Here is a 16,002-nt window from a genome sequence, read left to right on the forward strand (position 1 = left end):
CCGCCTAGCCGCAGGTCGGCTCGTCGATGCTCACCGGCGTCTCCCGCACCATCGGTGTGTGACGGACCGTCGTCGGCCCGAGGTCAGCCGCGGTGCTCCCGGCGGTGCCCACCATGGTGACCTCGAGGATGGCTGTCGATTCCGGCGGAAGGACGACGTTCACCCGCAGCGCGTCTCGCCCGAGATGAGTCGTGTGTGCGATCGCGTCGAACGGTTTGCCGTTCAGCGTCCACCCCTCGATCGTGGCGTCGACCGGTGTGTAGACGACGAAGTCCGTCCCGATGTTCCCCGGCGTGAAGTAGGGACCCGTGATGTAGCGCGGGAGCTCTCCGGCCGCACCCGCCGTGATGTGGTTCTGGAGTGTGACCGTCGTCGTCCAGCGTGGGGCCTCAGCGGCGCAGGTGTCCGCCTGCACGGCCACCGCGGCATCGACGTAGTAGTCCATCTTCGAACCCGTCGTGTCGTTGAAGAACACCCCGACCGCGCTCTCCGTGTCGTTCGTCGACGGGAGTCGTCCCGACAGCGGGGACTCCCCGAGCAGCGCGGCTTCGTCCTCGTCGGAGCTCCAGATCTTGAGGCGACCCTCGTCGGCGGCGCGCGTCAGCGCGGCCATCATCGGAACGGGCTCGACGCTCCCGCCGGTCAGGGCGCCGAAGACGGAGAGCGAGACGGCGGAGAAGAACCGGTTGGAGTCGGCGCCGTCCGGGTACTTGAAGTACGCCTCGTTGAGGAGCAGGGATGCCGCGTTCTCACTCGTCAGCACGTCGCCCGTCGGTAGCGTGATCGGTCCGGTCGCATTCAGCATGTACGACAGGCCGATCGGATCGATCGAGATCACGCCGTCGATCCGATCGTCGTGCAGTGTCGACCACCACCCCTTGGCGAGCGCGGCGCTCGTGGGGAAATCCGGGGTCGCCGTCAGGTTCGCGATCCACCGCGCGACGATGTCGGAGTACAGCGCTTCCGTCTCTGCGTCGATGGGCACGACGGGCTCCGGGATCGCGAAGTCGAACTCAGTGGCCGCCGCCTCTCCGACGATCGACAGGGCACCGTCGTCGACGCTGAGGAGGATGAACGAGCCGGGACCGCCCCCGCTCGCCCGCACTTCGGCATTGCCTTGGAACATGACGAGATAGTTGCGCGGCCCGGACGCGCCGAGGGCATCCGGCAGCACGGCGACGACATCGCGGGCCGGCGCCGACACCGTCTGAATCTCGGCGAGTGCCGTTTCGACCTGCTGCACGCCGGAGCGCACCTCGTCCATCAGGGCACCGTGATCGAGCGCTGCCAGGCGCTCGTCCGCGGCGTCGGTCCCGGCCTCGATCTGATCGAGCAGACCCGAGAGCGATCGAAGTGCCGCGACATCCATCTTGCCGCCCGACGGAGCAAGAGCGGCGACGCTCACGCCACTCGCCGGAACGAGCACATCATCGGCCAGTGACACCGCCACATCAGCGACGGTGCTCACGGCACGCAGGTTCTCGAGCGGTGGGAGCGGGATCGACTCGAAGAAGTCCCAGACCCTGCCGGACGCGGCCGCCTGCGCTTCCGCTGCCTCCGCCCGGAACGCCGCCGCAGCCGTCGCGGCCGCTTCAGGGTCGGACGCGAGCATCGCCGCCTTCACCTCTGCGACGTACGGCATGGCCGCGAGCAGGTGCGATCGCGCCTGCATCGCCTGCGAATAGATCCGGCTTCCCGCCCACACTCCGGCCGCGGCCAGAGCGACGAGGAGCACACCGGCGACCCCCACCCAGAGCCAGACGCGGCGGCGGCGCGGCCGGGTCCGCTCGTTGTCGGTTGCAGCGGTCGTCGGAGCGTCGGAGGAAGATGCGCGCAGTGCACGCTGCTCCCGCCGCGTCGCAGGCGGAAGGCTGGGATCAGTCACTCGGCGATTCAACCATGGTTGCGTGCACGACTCACGCCAACGCTGCGCGCCACTGTGGCGAAAACTACCTCTTGATCCGAAGCGCCAATGACCTCACTGCAGGAACCTGCAGAGCCAATTGCTTCACCGAGGGACGGGAGATCGACACGTAGGGCGTGAGTCGGAAGCCCCAGGACGACTTCGCCCGCGCCACCGCCGCGATGTTGGCGCCACCGAAGTCGAAGCTCGTCGCACCCATCTCGTCCAGGTCCTGCAGGACACCGGCGTACATGAGCTGCACGGCACCATCGTTCAGCGCTCGGGGCTCTGTACCCTGTACCCAGTCCAGGGCGACACCACCCGCCTGCACCAACCGCGCACCCGCGCTCACGACTTCGCCAAGCGGGTCTCTCACGGTATGGCACCTGAACACCTCAGGACCCAGCAGACGCGTCAATGCATCCACATCACCCGAACTCAATCCATACGAAAAGTTCTGGCGTGCGCCCGTGCTGTCGAGCATCCGCTGGAGATCGTCGGCATTGGCACGGGGCTCGAAGGTGTAACCGGCGCGACGTGCTTTCGACATGCGCTTGCGGACGGCTGCCTCTGCATGCGCCGCGTCATGCGGGAGGGGCCCGGTATAGGTGTAACGGACAGCGGTCGTCAGCCCTCCCCAAGCGAACGGTCGTGCGTCCCCGAGTCCAGGCGGCAGATTGCCCGCTCCGTGAAGCCGCCCATCGGCGAGGTCCGCCGCCAACTGAGAGGCGGCGCTCAGCCACTGACGCTCGCGCTGCGGCCCTCCTTCGGGGGCTGACGACTCGAAGGAGAGCGCGAGGTAGGGGTCGAGGCGGGGCTGACGTATCCGACCGCGACCATCCGTGTAGAGCACCGCTCGCAGGCGAGCGGGCGATCGACCTTCGGAGAGGTACTCGACGCGGCGAGCGCTCAGTCCCCAGCGGCGCTCGTTCCATTCGACCAGACCGGGGGCGAGGAGCACATCTGCCCCGCTAAGCGACGGCGCGGTCGGCCTCCTCATCGCCGTCGCAGCGGGTCGCCGCATCCCGGACGTGAACACGCCCCTGCGCGCCTACCGTCCCGAGGCTCTGCGAGTCCTGGTCGAGGCGGTGCCCGCGGACGCGACGGTGCCGCACGTACACTTCTCGCTCGCCGAGGCGCGGGGCGGTTTCCGCGTGCGCTACGTCCGCGTCGCCAGCATCCCGCGCCGCGGTGCATCCAGCACCGGCACCATGTGGGGCCGTGGCGGCGGGCTCCCCCTGCCACCGAAGCGCCTGCGCGTCTTCGTGCGCTCCGCCCTCAGCGAGGCCTGGCTCCTCTCGCTGCGTCCGTCCGCTCCGCTCCGGGCCGTCCGTCGTCCGGAGCCCGTGCGCCGATGAGCCGGCTGCGCACGGCCCTCTTCTGGGTGGCGGCCGCCGCCCTCGTGATCGGCCACGTCGCCCTCGCCTGGCACAGCCTCACGGTGTCCCGTTTCTGGGAGGACGAGGCGTTCAATCTGACCGTGCCCCGCAACCTCCTCGCCGGGCTCGGATACGCCAGTGACGGCGCCCTGTCCGGCTCGACGATCACGCCGTTCGACCCCCGCATCTCCACCGGGCCCGTCGTGCTCCTCCCAGTCGCGGCGCTCCTGGCGACCGGCATGGACCCGGTTCTGGCGGCCCGACTCGTGCCGCTCGCCTTCTGGCTGCTGCTCCTCGCTGGACTCGCGGTCCTCGGCCGTCGTATCGGCGGGCGGTGGGCGGCACTTCTCGCCGTCGCGGTCCCCCTGGCGTTCACCGCCGGCGCCGGCGTCTCCCCCATCCAGGGGCCTGCCGACCTGCTGGGCGAGATCCCCGCCGCGGCGCTCCTGGTCTGGGCTCTCGCCGTGCTCCCGCGACGGGCCTGGCTCGCGGGGCTTCTCGTCGGTCTCGCAGTGCAGGCCAAGCTCATCGCCGCGCTCGCCCTCCCTGCCTACGCCGTCGCGCTGTGGGTCCTCGCCGATGGCCACGGATGGGCACGCGTCCGCGACGCCCTGCACCGCGCCTGGCTGCCGCTCCTCCTCTCGGCGGTGCCGACGGCCCTGTTCGAGCTGGGGGCGCTCCTCGCTCTCGGCCCGGCCGGATTCGTGGAGCACCTGCGCGCGTTCGTCCGCTTCGTGCGCAGCGGCGGCCAGGCCGACGCCGCGACGACGGTGCTGCAGAAGCTCGGCACGCTCGCCGACTCCTGGTCGCTGCCGCCCGCCGCCGCGCTCCTCGGCGCTGTCCTCACCCTCGCTCTGGTGACGCTCGGCGTCGCCCGTCGCTGGCGCATCGCGACGGAAGAGGAACGTGTGGTCATCGCCTACGCTCTCGCGGCTGTCGTCGGCGCCCTCGCCTTCGTGACCTGGTGGGCGACCGCCTCGCGTCTGCCGCTGTGGGTCCGGCACCCCGCGCCGGGGATCCTCGCCTTCTTCCCGGTCCTCGCCGCCGTCGCGGTCTGGTCGGTCGCGCGGCTTCCCGAGCGACGCGCGTGGCGGCTCGGCGGGACCGTCGCGGCGGCCCTGGTCGCGATGATCGTCGCGGCGGGCGCGGTGCTGCACGTCGCAGGCACCGTCACGTCCCCCGGGCTGACGCTCGCCCAGCAGCGGGCCGACGTCGAGCCGCTGCAGGCCTGGATCGAGGAGAACGACGCCGAGTGGGTCGCGGCGGAGCGCTGGGGGTGGGCGGTGCCTCTGGTGGTGCTCACCGGCGCGCATCTGGGGCTTCAGGATGCGCCGTCGATGACCGAGGTACCACGACTCACCCTCGATGACTGCGCCACGGCGACGCTGGCCGAGGGGACGACGAGCCGCCTCTGCGCCGCCCGCTGAACGCGGCCTCCGGAGACGACGAACCGGTCGGCCGCCGAGGCGACCGACCGGTTCGGAGACGGCGGTCCTAGAGCGCGAGGCGCTCCTGCACGACCGCCGCGAGACGTTCCGCGTAGGTCCGGGCCGACTCGGAGTCGGCGGCCTCGACCATGACCCGCACGAGCGGCTCGGTGCCGGACTTGCGCAGCAGCACGCGCCCGGTGTCGCCGAGTTCAGCCTCGACATCGCGCACCGCCTGCTGCACGACCTCGTCCTCGGCGACGCGATCCTTGTCGACGTCGCGGACGTTGATCAGCAGCTGCGGGTAGACCGTCATGACCGATGCGAGCTCTGCGAGGGACTTGCCCTGCCGCGCCATCTCGGCCACGAGATGGAGACCTGTGAGCAGGCCGTCCCCCGTGGTCGCGTACTCGCTCATGATGACGTGGCCGGACTGCTCGCCGCCGAGCGCGTACCCGCCCTCGTTCATGTCCTCGAGCACGTAGCGGTCGCCGACGGCCGTCTGGCGCACCGTGATGCCGTGCTCGCGCATCGCGACGTGCAGACCCAGATTGCTCATGACCGTCGCGACGAGCGTGTCGTCGGTGAGACGGCCGCGCTCCTTCATCGACAGCGCCAGGATCGCCATGATCTGATCGCCGTCCACGACGTTGCCCTGCGCGTCCACCGCGAGGCAGCGGTCGGCGTCGCCGTCATGGGCGATGCCCACGTCGGCGCCGAGCCGGACGACGGCTTCGGCCAGGTTGTCGAGGTGCGTGGAGCCGACGCCGTCGTTGATGTTCCAGCCGTCGGGGTCGGCACCGATCACGGTGACCTCGGCGCCGGCGTCGCGGAACGTCTCGGGAGACACCCCGGAAGCGGCGCCATGGGCGCAGTCGAGCACGACGTGGACGCCCTCGAGGCGGTGCGGCAGCGAGCCGAGCAGGTGGACGACGTAGCGGTCCTCCGCATCGGAGAAGCGGTCGATGCGGCCGACGCCGGCACCGGTCGGGCGCAGCATCTCGCCATGCATGGCTTCCTCGATGCGCTGCTCGACGACGTCGGGGAGCTTGCGTCCGCCACGGGCGAAGATCTTGATCCCGTTGTCGGGCGCCGCATTGTGCGAGGCGGAGATCATCACGCCGAAGTCCGCATCGCGATCCGCCACGAGGAACGCCAGAGCCGGCGTGGGGATGACCCCGGCCTCGAGGACGTCGACTCCGGAAGAGGCGAGGCCCGCGGCGACCGCAGCGGTCAGGAAGTGCCCGGAGACCCGGGGGTCACGGGCGACGACGGCGGTGAGTCGCTTGCCTTCGGCTTTGCGAGCCTCCGCCGTACGGCCCTGGCCCAGGACGACAGCAGTCGCCTGGGCCAGGGTGAGCGCCAGGTCGGCGGTGAGGATGCCATTGGCGAGTCCTCGCACGCCGTCCGTGCCAAAGATCGGCATCGGAGCAGTGGACCTTAACGCTTCGAGTACTGAGGCGCCTTACGGGCCTTCTTGAGTCCGGCCTTCTTGCGCTCCTTGACGCGAGCGTCGCGCGAGAGGAAGCCGGCCTTCTTCAGGGTCGGACGGTTGTTCTCCGCGTCGATGCCGTTGAGGGCACGCGCGATGCCGAGACGCAGGGCGCCGGCCTGGCCGGAGTCGCCACCACCCGAGATGCGGGCGATCACGTCGTACGCACCGGCGAGGTTCAGCGCGGTGAACGGGTCGTTGATCAGCTGCTGGTGCAGCTTGTTCGGGAAGTAGTCCTCGAGCGTACGGCCGTTGACCGTGATGGTGCCCGAGCCGGGGACCAGACGCACGCGGGCGATGGCCTGCTTGCGACGGCCGACAGCGGCGCCGGGGACGCTCAGCACGGGGCGGGGAGCCGCCTCGACCGCGTCGGTCTCCGGGGTCGACGTCGAGAAGTTCTGGAGGTTTTCGGTGGAGTCCTGGATGTCAGCCACGAGTATGTCCTTAGTCTGTACGGCGCTTACTGGGCGACCTGGTCGAGGGTGTACGGCTGGGGCTGCTGCGCGGCGTGCGGGTGCTCGGCACCGGTGTACACCTTCAGCTTCGACAGCTGCTGGCGGCCCAGGCTGTTCTTCGGGAGCATGCCACGGATGGCCTTCTCCACGGCGCGGACCGGGTTCTTCTCGAGAAGCTCGGCGTAGGTGACCGACTTCAGGCCGCCCGGGTAGCCGGAGTGGCGGTAGGCCAGCTTCTTCTGGAGCTTCTGACCGGTGAGCGCGACCTTGTCGGCGTTCACGATGATGACGAAGTCACCCGAGTCGATGTGGTTGGCGAAGGTCGGCTTGTGCTTGCCACGCAGAAGCGTCGCCGCGTGCGAGGCCAGGCGGCCGAGAACGACGTCGGTGGCGTCGATGACGACCCAGTCGCGCTGGACTTCGCCAGCCTTGGGGGTGTAAGTGCGCGTCACGATAGTGCTGCTTTCTTGTCGAACGGAGGTGTTCGTGAATCCCACTCCGGGGTGGTTCGTTCCCTACGGGGAGGAACACGCCAGTGGAGGGCTCACGTTCGGATGTGCATCTTCCCCGCAGGCAGGGAAGGGCACCAAAGAGTCAGCATACGCCACCGGAACGGCATTCCCCAAACCCGCCCGGCACGGGTGTCAGTTCGGACGGACCGTCACGAGGATCGGGCGGTGGTCGCTGGAGCGCTGCGGCAGCGTGGTGATGCGCTCGATCTCGAAGCCGGACGAGGTCGCGAAGTCGTAGTGCCCGCGGAAGACCCGGTACCGCGTGTAGGTGTGGTCGTCGCTGAGGGACAGCGCGTATCCCTGATCACGCACCGCCTGACCGAGGTTCTCCTTGAAGACGGGGTAGTTGTAGTCCCCCACCATGAGCTGCGGCAGCCCCTCGCCGAGCGTCGCGAGCTCGGCGAGCGCCGCGCGGATCTGGTGCCGGCGCAGTGAGTTCAACGCCGTCAGGGGCGCGGCGTGGAATGACGCCACGATGAACTCGCCGCCGTCGTCGATGTCGCGCAGGCGGGCGCCGAGGACGCGCTCATGCGCGGGTTTGGCGATGCGGTCATGCAGCGACTTCTTCAGGCCGAGGGTGCGGATGCCGAGCAGACGATAGGTGCTCTCGCGATAGAAGAGGGCAAGGCCGAGCCTGTTGCCCTGCGTCGCGTCCGCCAGCACGAGACCGCCGATCCGATCCGGAAGCTCCGGGACATCGCACTCCTGGAGGCAGAGGATGTCGGGATCATGCTCATCGACGAGCGCCGCGAGCTCGCCGGCGGCGCGGTGCTTGCGTAGGTTGTAGGAGATGACCTTCATGATCGTCCCCACGCTACCCGCCCCATCTGTGCCCCGGCTCCCGATCCCGGCGATCAGTCGCTCTCGCGGTCGCGTCGGGCCCTGGTCTGGGCGGCTCTGGTGGCCAGGAGCTCCTCTGCCGGGTAGCCGACCTCCGTGAGGGTCAGCCCGCGGGCGGCGAGGACCTTGAACTCACTCGTCCGCGTGAGCGCATCGCGGAGCACGACGAGATCGCCGACGTTGAGGCGCCCCTCCCCCACAGCCGCACAGGCGCCGACGAGGGCCCGCACCATGCTGTGGCAGAACGCGTCGGCCTTGACCTCCGCGACGAGCACCCCGTCCGCGTCCCGCTGCCATCGGTAATCGAGCAGCGTACGGATGGTCGTGGCCTCCTCACGGGGTTTGCAGTAGGCGGCGAAGTCGTGGAGGCCGATGAGCGTCTGCGCCGCGGCGTCCATCGCCTTCGCGTCCAGCCGCCCCCGGATGGTGGTGGTGTCGAGCCGCCGCAGCGGGTCGTATCCGGCGAGGTCGTCGGCGAGCCGGTAGCGGTAGCGGCGCCAGACGGCCGAGAATCGCGCGTCGAACCCCTCGGGGGCGAGCGAGGACCGGGTGACCGTCACGTCGGGGTAGGCGCCGAGCACCCCGCGCATGCGCGCCGCGATGCTGCCGGCCGGGTCCTCGGCGGCGCGGCCGTGGCGCGCCTCGATCCGCGCCCACTGCGCCTCGTCGAGATCCACGTGCGCGACCTGTCCGCTCGCATGCACGCCGGCGTCCGTCCGCCCGGCGACGACGAACCGCACGTCGGAGCCGACGATCCGGGCGAGCGCCGCCTCCAGCGTCCCCTGCACCGTGCGGAGCGTGGGCTGCGTGGCCCACCCGCGGAAATGGGTGCCGTCGTAGGCGATGTCGAGCCGGATGCGCACGAGGCCAGCCTAGGACAGCCGCGTGCGCACCCCGTGCGTCAGATGCCGCCGTCGACCGAACGGATCATCGCGCCCGGCTCCTCCGGAACCATCACCTGTGTCTCCCGGTTCAGGCTCTCGCCCCGGAAGAACCGCTTAGACCGCGGGAAGAGATACCAGAGGAACATCAGGACCAGGCCGATCGCCAGCGACCCGATGCCGATCACGAACGTCCCGCCGATGCCGAAGAGCACGGTGTAGCCGTAGTCGACGTCCCACATGTCGATCGCCGACTGGACGAACGCCCCGGTGAGCAGCAGGGCGCCGACCAGCGGGAAGATCCCCTTGAAGAACAGGTCGCGAGCGGAGCGCCGCAGGTCGGCGCGGAAGTACCAGACGCAGGCGAAGCCGGTGATCGCGTAGTAGAACGCGATCGCGAGTCCGAGCGACAGGATCGAGTCCTGGAGGATGTTGTCGCTGATGAGGGTCATGCCCACGTAGTAGAGAGAGGCCACCACGCCCATGACGATCGTCGAGAACGACGGCGTCTTGTAGACGGGGTGCACGTCCTTGAACTTCGCGGGGAGCGCGCGGTACACGCCCATCGCGAGCGTGCCGCGGGCGGTCGGGAGGATCGTCGTCTGGGTGGACGAGATCGCCGAGATGATGACCGCTACCACGAGCACCCACCCGAACGGGCCGAGCAGGCCGTCCTTGATGGCGAGGAAGAAGTCGTCGGCGTTGGCCTCGTTGCCGAGTCCCGTGCCATCCTCGCCGAGTCCGGCGTACATCATCGCGGCGATCGTCACGGCGACGTACGTCACCAGGAGGATCACGCAGGTGAGCACCGCGGCACGGCCGGGAATGCGCTTCGGGTCCTTGGTCTCCTCGTTGAGGGCGAGGCAGGTGTCCCACCCCCAGTAGATGAAGAGCGCCAGGAGGATGGCCTCCGTGAAGCCCGACCAGTCGGTGAAGCCGAACGGGTTCAGCCACTCCCACGCGAACGGCGTGGCGTCGGGGGCGTCGCCGGTGAAGAACTGCCAGAGGGCGGCGACGACGAAGATCGCCAGCGCCAGGTACTGGATCGCGAGGAGCACGTTCTGGATGCGCTCGCCGATCTCCACGCCGCGCCAGCTCACCCAGGTCATGGCGGCGATGAAGAGCACGGCCACGACGACGACCCGCCAGTCGTTGTTCTCGAGGTCCTGTCCGATCAGCGACCAGAAGTAGACGGAGGCGATCTGCGCCAGGTTCGCGAGCACGACCATGCCGGCGACCGCGACGCCCCAGCCGCCCATCCATCCCACCCAGGGGCCGAAGGCCTTGGTGCCCCAGGTGAAGGTGGTGCCGCAGTCGGGGACGGCGTTGTTGAGCTCCCGGTAGGCGAAGGCGATCAGCAGCATCGGCACGAAGGCGATGATGAAGGCGATCGGTGCTTGGGCGCCCACCGCGAGCACGACGAAGCCGAGCGTCGCGACGAGCGAGTAGACGGGGGCCGTGGAGGCCAGACCGATGACGGTGGATCCCCACAGGCCGAGGGTGCCTGCAGCCAGGCCCTTGCCGTCGGGTCGTTCAAGGTGGATGGGCGTCGTTGCCATGCTCAGAACAGTACGGCGGGCCGCGGTATCCCGTCAATCCTTTTGTTTCGGCGACGGATTCCACGCGTGGTGTGGGGATATGCGAAGGATTCCGTGGGTCAGTCGCGAGCGAGCATTCCGTCGGCGTGCGCCGCCACCCACTCCATCAGGGGCAGCATCCGCTCCATCAGGTCGCGCCCCAGCGGCGTGAGGCTGTACTCGACGTGCGGCGGCACCGTCGGCAGCGATTCCCGGTGCACCAGGCCGTCGTCGGTGAGCGTGCGCAGGGTGGAGGCGAGCATCTTCTCGCTGATGCCGTCCACCTGTCGGCGCAGCTCTCCCCAGCGGTGGGTGCCGTCGGAGAGACATGAGAGAACCAGAACGCCCCACTTGCTCATGATGTGGTCCAGGACGACGCGCGTGCCGCACCCCTGATCGAAGAGGGCCGGCTGCGAATCGCGGATCTGCGCAAAACTCACCGTCATGTGGGTACCTTACCGAAAAGTGGGTACCTGCTGAAAGGAATGCTCACGACGGCTATCGGGGTTGTCCGGGGAGTCAGCTACGAAAGGACTCCCATGACCATCCTCGTCACCGGTTCGACCGGTCACCTCGGCCGCCTCATCGTCGCCGCCCTCCTGGAGCGCGGTGTCGAGCCGCAGGCGATCCGCGCCGGCGCCCGCGACCTCGCCAAGGGTGCCGACCTCGGCGTGCCCGTCGTCCGTCTCGACTACACCGACCCGGAATCGGTCGCCGCGGCGCTCGACGGCGTGGACACCGTCGTGCTCGTCTCGGGCTCCGAGGTGGGCCAGCGCGTCGCGCAGCATCGGGCGGTGATCGACGCCGCGAAGGACGCCGGCGTGTCGAAGTTCATCTACACGAGCGCGCCGAAGGCCACCACGAGCACCCTCGTCCTGGCTCCCGAGCACAAGGCCACCGAGGAGCTCATCGCGGCCGCAGGCCTCCCCGCGGTGATCCTCCGCAACAACTGGTACACCGAGAACTACGCCGCCGACCTCGCCCGCGCCACCGAGACCGGCACCCTCAGCGCCGGCACCGGAGACGGCCGCGTCGCCTCCGCCAGCCGGAAGGACTACGCCGAGGCCGCCGCGGCCGTGGCCACGGAGGATGGACACATCGGCGCCGTCTACGAGCTCGGCGGAGACGTCGCGTGGACCTACGCCGACCTTGCCGCCGCGATGACCGAGGTCACCGGCCGCGAGGTCACCTTCCTCCCGCTCTCCGCGGACGAGCAGCTCGCCGCGCTGCGCGCCGCCGGGCTCGATGAGGGCACCGCCGGCTTCGTCGTCGCCCTCGACGCCGGTATCCGCGACGGCGCACTGGCAGACACCGACGGCACACTCCGTCGCCTCATCGGCCGCCCGACGACACCGCTCGTCGAAGGCCTCCGCGCCCTGGCGTGAGGTGAGGAGCGCTGCCGGCCGCCGTCACGGGCGGCGGCGCTCCCCCGGCACCGGCTCCCCGGCGCTCTGCACGTAGGCGACGGTCAGCGTGAGCCTGTCGCGCCGCAGGCCGTCCGCGTGCAGCACGGCATCCACGGTGTCGCGGGCGTGCCGCAGCGTCGCGACGCTGCTCACCCGCCCGTCGACCCCGATCGCGGCCTCGACCGCCACGCCCTCCGGTGCCGCGGTGACGGACACGATCGGGTCGGCACCGCGCTCGACGCCCCAGGCGGCCGCCCCCGCACGCACGAGGTTCGAGACGAGCGATCCGGAGCGGTACACACCGCGCACACCCGAGCAGGCGCGCAGGGCGGTCTCGATCCGGATCGCGAGATCCGCGCGCTCCTCCTTCGTCAGCTCGGCGTCGGCCATCATGCCCCCTCCCTGACGTCGGTGATCGCGACGTCGATCGCCATGACCTGCAGCTCGGTGTGACGACGCAGCCGGACATCCACCTCGGCGCGCAGCCGGTCGGCGACGCTGCGGAGAGGGTCGCCGAGGCGCACGCTCGCGTCGATCATCACCCGCACGGGCGCTCCGGGCTCGGTCACGTCGCCGTCCAGTCGGCACCGGCCGACCAGAACCCCGGGGACGGCCTCCTCCGCGGCACGGACCAGTCCGCGCACGGCACCCTCGGTGATCGCCAGCTCCACGGCCGGATCGTCGGAGGCGAACGGGATACGGCGTCCTGCCTGGGCATCCATCGCGATGCCGCTGAGGATCCGGTCCACCCAGCTCTCGTCCACCGGCGCGGCAGAGGCCGCGTCGTCATCCATCAGCTCGCTGCCGAGGCCGCGCAGCCTCTCCAGGGCGTCGAGCGCGAGCTGGCATCCCGGAGACTCCTCGATCGCGGGGTTCCGCGGGGTGCGTCCGGCGTCCAGGTAATCGCTGAGATCCTCGATCGTGTGCCCGTCCAGGTCGGCGGGCTCGAGACCGAGGCGGCGCAGCTGGTCGTCCTCGTGGTGATCGGTCATCGCCACGCCTCCATCCGTGTGATCAGGAATCGCCGCGCGCGGGACAGCAGTCCGCGCACCGTGCTGACGGGGATGCCGAGCTCCTCGGCGATCTCGTCGTAGCTGTAGCCGCCCAGCTCCCGCAGCACCCAGCACTCGCGCTGGGCCTCGGGGAGCTCGCGCAGAGCGGCACCGAGGGCCGCGACACCCGCTCGCGCTTCGACGACCGCGGCGGGCGACGCCTGCGGCGGCACGGGCCGGTCGATCTCGTCCACGTCGAGGGCCGGCCGCGTCTGCCGCAGCCGGTCCACCGCCTTGCGACTCACGATCCGCATGAGCCAGCTCTTCACCTTGGCGGGGTCCTCCAGCTCACCGAACCGCTGCCACGCGGTCACGAACGCATCCTGCACGATGTCGTCGACCTCCGCCGATGCGTTCAGCATCCTGTGCGTGTAGGCCCTCATCATCGGCGTGTACCTGCGCACGAGCACCGCGAATGCGGCGACGTCCCCATCCATCGCACGGCCGGCGACGATGCGGTCCCCAGCCTGCTCCAGCGCCTCACCCCAGCGGTCGGCTGCCATTCCCCCACCCCTCGTTCACGGTTCCCCAGGCGTTCGGAGCCCGCGCCGCGTCGGATCGTGACGACCCGATGCGCGCAGGCGGAGGAGACGCCCGCACGGGCGTCTCCTCCCCCTCCGTCACTTGGTGAACGTGTCCTTGACATCCTCGGCCGCGTTCCTGACATCACCCTTGGCCTGCTCGGCCTTGCCCTCGGCGACGAGCTTGTCGTTGTCGGTGACCTCGCCGACGACCTCCTTGGCCTTGCCCGCCACCTTCTCGGCTGCGGCCTTGATCTTGTTCTCCGCGCTCATGGCGTCTCCTTTCCTCACACGACCCCGACGGTCGGGGTCGATGTCCGTGCGGCGTTCCGGCCCTCCGGCGCCGCGGTCCGTCCCGTCGCGAGCGAACGACGCATCCGCTGCCGCGACCGGAAGAGTTCCCGCCACCCGCGGTCGGCGACGTGCACGACGAGCGGCATGCGGGTACCGGTGAGGGCGTCCCACTCCTGCACCACGTCATCGACGGCCGCGAGCAGCCCGCCCAGAGCCGCACCGGGGCGCGGGGTCACCACGAGGCCGAGAGCGATCCCTCGCCCGACTCTCCGGCTCGTCAGCCGGGCCGCGAGCACGTCCGCCCGATCGGCGAGCGGCGCCGCGAGCAGCTCCTCCGCCACGCTCCGGTCGACGGTGGTCGTTCCTCCTCCGCCGACGAGGCGGAGGACGGTGCGCTCCCGCCGCGGCCGGCGGGTGAACAGGAAGGCCACGAGCAGGACCACGAGCAGTGCCGCAGCGGCGATCCCCACGATCGCCCACAGCGGCACGAAGCCCGCACCGGGGATGTCGAGGCCCCATGCCCCCGACCACGCCACGAGGCCGTCCGCCTGCGCGAGCACCTCCTCGAAGGGTGGCGGGAGCATGCCCGTGCCCCGCAGCCCCCCGGCGAGGAGGACGACGCCCCCGCTCAGAAGCACTGCCGCTCCCCCGAGGAGGACCGCGCGGTTCGCCGCCGTCCCTGCCGACGTCATGCGATCACTCCTTCCCGTCCCACCTGCACCCGCGGCGAGAGCCGGAAGCCGACCTCGTCCAGCACCCGGGCCGCTGCCTCCTCGGCGGCAGCCGCATCCACCGGCACCCCACTCGTCGGAGTGACCCGGATCAGCGCCGCGCGTCGGGCCACGGTCACGCCCACCTGCCCGCGCGGCATCCCGATCCGGCGTGCGACCGCGTCCGCGATGGCGTCGGCGAGCACACCGTCGTCGATCACGAGCGCTGCCCGCGTGTCGAGACGTGTGCGGCGCGCACGCCGGCCCGGAAGCACAGCGAGCGCGAAGAGGAGCAACGCCAGGAGGAGAAGCGCGACCCCGACCGCGATCACGGCCGACGGCATCTGCAGGAGCGCCGGGACGGGCGCGAACCAGGCGGCGGCCTGCGTGCGGAACCCCTCGTCGAGGGCCCACGCCGCCACCCCGACCAGCAACAGGGCGAGGACCAGGGTCAGCACCACGGCGAGCGCGATCGCAGGGCCCCGGCGCGTCGCCCTCGCCTCTCGGCGGAGGAGCCGCCGGGGTGTCGCGGTGTTCGTCGTCATGCCACTCTCCTCTCCGTCTCGCGTCGGACGCCGGAGAAGCGCACGTCCACCGCTCCCACGTGACGCGCTGCCAGGTCGCGCATTCCCTGCACGACGGCGTCGCGGACGGCGTCCGCCCGAGCGCTCACGGGATCGGTGCCCTGACGGCTCAACACGACCGGAACCTCCACGGACACCCGCAGATCGCCGCGACGGTCCGCGAGCTGAACGCTCACGTCGTCGGTGCCGACCCGAGCGGCATCCCGGACGATCCCCAGAGCGAGCCGGTGCAACGCGCGGGCTTCGACGACCGTGGCCCCCGCCACGGCCGCCGGCCCGTCCGTCTGTGCCACGCTCATGAGGACGATCGCCGTCCCCGCACCACGTCGGCGAGCGCCCGCACGTCCAGGCGACCGTCGACGATGCGGCCGACGACGGCGCCGACGAGCATCGCGAGGGTGACGAGCAGGAACGCCCAGAACCCCCAGACGATCCAGGTCAGCGCGAGCACCGTCGCCGCAGCTCCGCCGATCACCGAGGCGTTCACTGGACCCGCGCCTCCGGGGCCTCGTCGTCGTCCTCCGAGGGGATGTGCACGTCGTTGACGGTCACGTTCACCTCGGCGACGTCCATGCCCACCAGCTCCACCATGGCCCGGTGGATCGCGGCCCGCACCTGGTCGGCCACCTTCTGCAGGGACACCGGGTACTCCGCCACGATCGTCACGTCGACGGCCACCTGCTTCTCGCCGACCTCGACGCTGATCCCCTGCGCGAGGTCGGTCGTGTTGAGGGCGTCGCGGATCGCACCCATCATGCGCGCGGCGCCACCGCCGAGCGCGTAGACGCCGTCGACCTCCCGCGCCGCGATGCCGGCGATCTTCGCGACCACCGCATCCTCGATCGTCGTCTTCCCCGCCGCCCCCTGCGACGCCGGGACGACCTGAGCCTTGGGCTGGGTGCCCCCAGTCACGTTCGCCATCTCGAGCTCCTTCATCCGTGTGTCCACGCGGTTTCCGCGCGGGCCGTG

The 16,002-nt window shown here is 70.5% G+C and carries 21 protein-coding genes; 3 read left to right on the forward strand and 18 right to left on the reverse strand.

Going from position 1 to position 16,002, the window contains the following annotated elements:
- Nucleotides 1-4 precede the first annotated feature (4 nt).
- Entirely contained in the window at nt 5-1,885 is a 1,881-nt protein-coding gene (locus ACIGJI_RS06180; RefSeq protein WP_363445507.1) for a DUF4012 domain-containing protein, read from the reverse strand.
- A gap of 64 nt (nt 1,886-1,949) precedes the next feature.
- Nucleotides 1,950-2,864 (reverse strand): GNAT family N-acetyltransferase, encoded by a 915-nt coding sequence (locus ACIGJI_RS06185; protein ID WP_363445505.1) that lies wholly within the window; start codon nt 2,862-2,864, stop codon nt 1,950-1,952.
- A 70-nt stretch (nt 2,865-2,934) separates the two neighbouring features.
- On the opposite strand from ACIGJI_RS06185, the gene ACIGJI_RS06190 reads away from it, so the two are divergent.
- On the forward strand, nt 2,935-3,261 hold the full coding sequence (locus ACIGJI_RS06190) for a hypothetical protein (protein WP_363445503.1): 327 nt from the start codon (nt 2,935-2,937) through the stop codon (nt 3,259-3,261).
- A complete protein-coding gene (locus ACIGJI_RS06195) occupies nt 3,258-4,709 on the forward strand; it encodes a hypothetical protein (protein ID WP_363445501.1) in 1,452 nt (483 codons plus the stop codon). The genes ACIGJI_RS06190 and ACIGJI_RS06195 overlap by 4 nt, the downstream gene beginning before the upstream one ends.
- Nucleotides 4,710-4,776: 67 nt before the next feature.
- On the opposite strand, the gene glmM is transcribed toward ACIGJI_RS06195, so the two are convergent.
- From glmM to ACIGJI_RS06230, 7 genes are all read right to left on the reverse strand, one after another.
- Nucleotides 4,777-6,135: a phosphoglucosamine mutase gene (glmM, locus tag ACIGJI_RS06200; protein ID WP_144880707.1), complete on the reverse strand. Its 1,359-nt coding sequence runs from the start codon at nt 6,133-6,135 to the stop codon at nt 4,777-4,779.
- Nucleotides 6,136-6,149: 14 nt separating this feature from the next.
- Nucleotides 6,150-6,635 carry a 30S ribosomal protein S9 gene (rpsI, locus tag ACIGJI_RS06205; protein ID WP_025104384.1) on the reverse strand — a complete coding sequence of 162 codons (486 nt, stop codon included), beginning with the start codon at nt 6,633-6,635 and terminating at the stop codon, nt 6,150-6,152.
- Nucleotides 6,636-6,661: 26 nt separating this feature from the next.
- Entirely contained in the window at nt 6,662-7,108 is a 447-nt protein-coding gene (rplM, locus tag ACIGJI_RS06210; protein WP_187663382.1) for a 50S ribosomal protein L13, read from the reverse strand.
- Nucleotides 7,109-7,300: 192 nt separating this feature from the next.
- Nucleotides 7,301-7,969, reverse strand: coding sequence for an endonuclease/exonuclease/phosphatase family protein (locus ACIGJI_RS06215; protein ID WP_136052048.1), 669 nt, complete (start codon nt 7,967-7,969; stop codon nt 7,301-7,303).
- A 53-nt stretch (nt 7,970-8,022) separates the two neighbouring features.
- Entirely contained in the window at nt 8,023-8,871 is an 849-nt protein-coding gene (gene truA, locus ACIGJI_RS06220; RefSeq protein ID WP_268777218.1) for a tRNA pseudouridine(38-40) synthase TruA, read from the reverse strand.
- Nucleotides 8,872-8,909: 38 nt separating this feature from the next.
- Nucleotides 8,910-10,448, reverse strand: coding sequence for an APC family permease (locus ACIGJI_RS06225; protein WP_363445500.1), 1,539 nt, complete (start codon nt 10,446-10,448; stop codon nt 8,910-8,912).
- A gap of 98 nt (nt 10,449-10,546) precedes the next feature.
- Nucleotides 10,547-10,912 carry a helix-turn-helix domain-containing protein gene (locus ACIGJI_RS06230; protein WP_187663379.1) on the reverse strand — a complete coding sequence of 122 codons (366 nt, stop codon included), beginning with the start codon at nt 10,910-10,912 and terminating at the stop codon, nt 10,547-10,549.
- A gap of 93 nt (nt 10,913-11,005) precedes the next feature.
- Here ACIGJI_RS06230 and ACIGJI_RS06235 point away from each other — a divergent pair, with 93 nt between their 5' ends.
- Nucleotides 11,006-11,851 carry an SDR family oxidoreductase gene (locus tag ACIGJI_RS06235; protein WP_280569472.1) on the forward strand — a complete coding sequence of 282 codons (846 nt, stop codon included), beginning with the start codon at nt 11,006-11,008 and terminating at the stop codon, nt 11,849-11,851.
- 24 nt (nt 11,852-11,875) lie between these two features.
- Here the strand turns inward: ACIGJI_RS06235 and ACIGJI_RS06240 are convergent, their stop codons facing one another.
- The 9 genes from ACIGJI_RS06240 to ACIGJI_RS06280 all read right to left on the reverse strand — a co-directional run bounded on the left by ACIGJI_RS06240 (nt 11,876) and on the right by ACIGJI_RS06280 (nt 15,954).
- Entirely contained in the window at nt 11,876-12,265 is a 390-nt protein-coding gene (locus ACIGJI_RS06240) for a hypothetical protein (protein ID WP_363445499.1), read from the reverse strand.
- Nucleotides 12,262-12,864 carry a hypothetical protein gene (locus ACIGJI_RS06245; RefSeq protein ID WP_259953006.1) on the reverse strand — a complete coding sequence of 201 codons (603 nt, stop codon included), beginning with the start codon at nt 12,862-12,864 and terminating at the stop codon, nt 12,262-12,264. The genes ACIGJI_RS06240 and ACIGJI_RS06245 overlap by 4 nt, the downstream gene beginning before the upstream one ends.
- Nucleotides 12,861-13,427 carry a sigma-70 family RNA polymerase sigma factor gene (locus ACIGJI_RS06250; protein ID WP_363445498.1) on the reverse strand — a complete coding sequence of 189 codons (567 nt, stop codon included), beginning with the start codon at nt 13,425-13,427 and terminating at the stop codon, nt 12,861-12,863. The genes ACIGJI_RS06245 and ACIGJI_RS06250 overlap by 4 nt, the downstream gene beginning before the upstream one ends.
- A gap of 117 nt (nt 13,428-13,544) precedes the next feature.
- The gene (locus ACIGJI_RS06255; protein WP_187663375.1) at nt 13,545-13,718 is read right to left on the reverse strand and encodes a CsbD family protein; all 174 of its coding nucleotides are present in this window, start codon (nt 13,716-13,718) and stop codon (nt 13,545-13,547) included.
- A 14-nt stretch (nt 13,719-13,732) separates the two neighbouring features.
- Nucleotides 13,733-14,431, reverse strand: a complete 699-nt coding sequence (locus ACIGJI_RS06260; protein WP_292797051.1) for a hypothetical protein — start codon at nt 14,429-14,431, stop codon at nt 13,733-13,735.
- Nucleotides 14,428-14,994, reverse strand: coding sequence for a hypothetical protein (locus tag ACIGJI_RS06265; protein ID WP_363445497.1), 567 nt, complete (start codon nt 14,992-14,994; stop codon nt 14,428-14,430). Before ACIGJI_RS06265 ends, ACIGJI_RS06260 begins: the two co-directional genes overlap by 4 nt.
- Nucleotides 14,991-15,332, reverse strand: a complete 342-nt coding sequence (locus ACIGJI_RS06270; protein ID WP_280569458.1) for a hypothetical protein — start codon at nt 15,330-15,332, stop codon at nt 14,991-14,993. Before ACIGJI_RS06270 ends, ACIGJI_RS06265 begins: the two co-directional genes overlap by 4 nt.
- Nucleotides 15,329-15,520 carry a DUF2273 domain-containing protein gene (locus ACIGJI_RS06275; protein ID WP_025104398.1) on the reverse strand — a complete coding sequence of 64 codons (192 nt, stop codon included), beginning with the start codon at nt 15,518-15,520 and terminating at the stop codon, nt 15,329-15,331. The genes ACIGJI_RS06270 and ACIGJI_RS06275 overlap by 4 nt, the downstream gene beginning before the upstream one ends.
- The gene (locus ACIGJI_RS06280; protein ID WP_363445495.1) at nt 15,517-15,954 is read right to left on the reverse strand and encodes an Asp23/Gls24 family envelope stress response protein; all 438 of its coding nucleotides are present in this window, start codon (nt 15,952-15,954) and stop codon (nt 15,517-15,519) included. The genes ACIGJI_RS06275 and ACIGJI_RS06280 overlap by 4 nt, the downstream gene beginning before the upstream one ends.
- Nucleotides 15,955-16,002 lie beyond the last annotated feature (48 nt).

Origin of the sequence: Microbacterium sp. NPDC064978 (assembly GCF_044543605.1) — a bacterium.
In the GTDB taxonomy this organism is placed as follows: domain Bacteria; phylum Actinomycetota; class Actinomycetes; order Actinomycetales; family Microbacteriaceae; genus Microbacterium; species Microbacterium meiriae.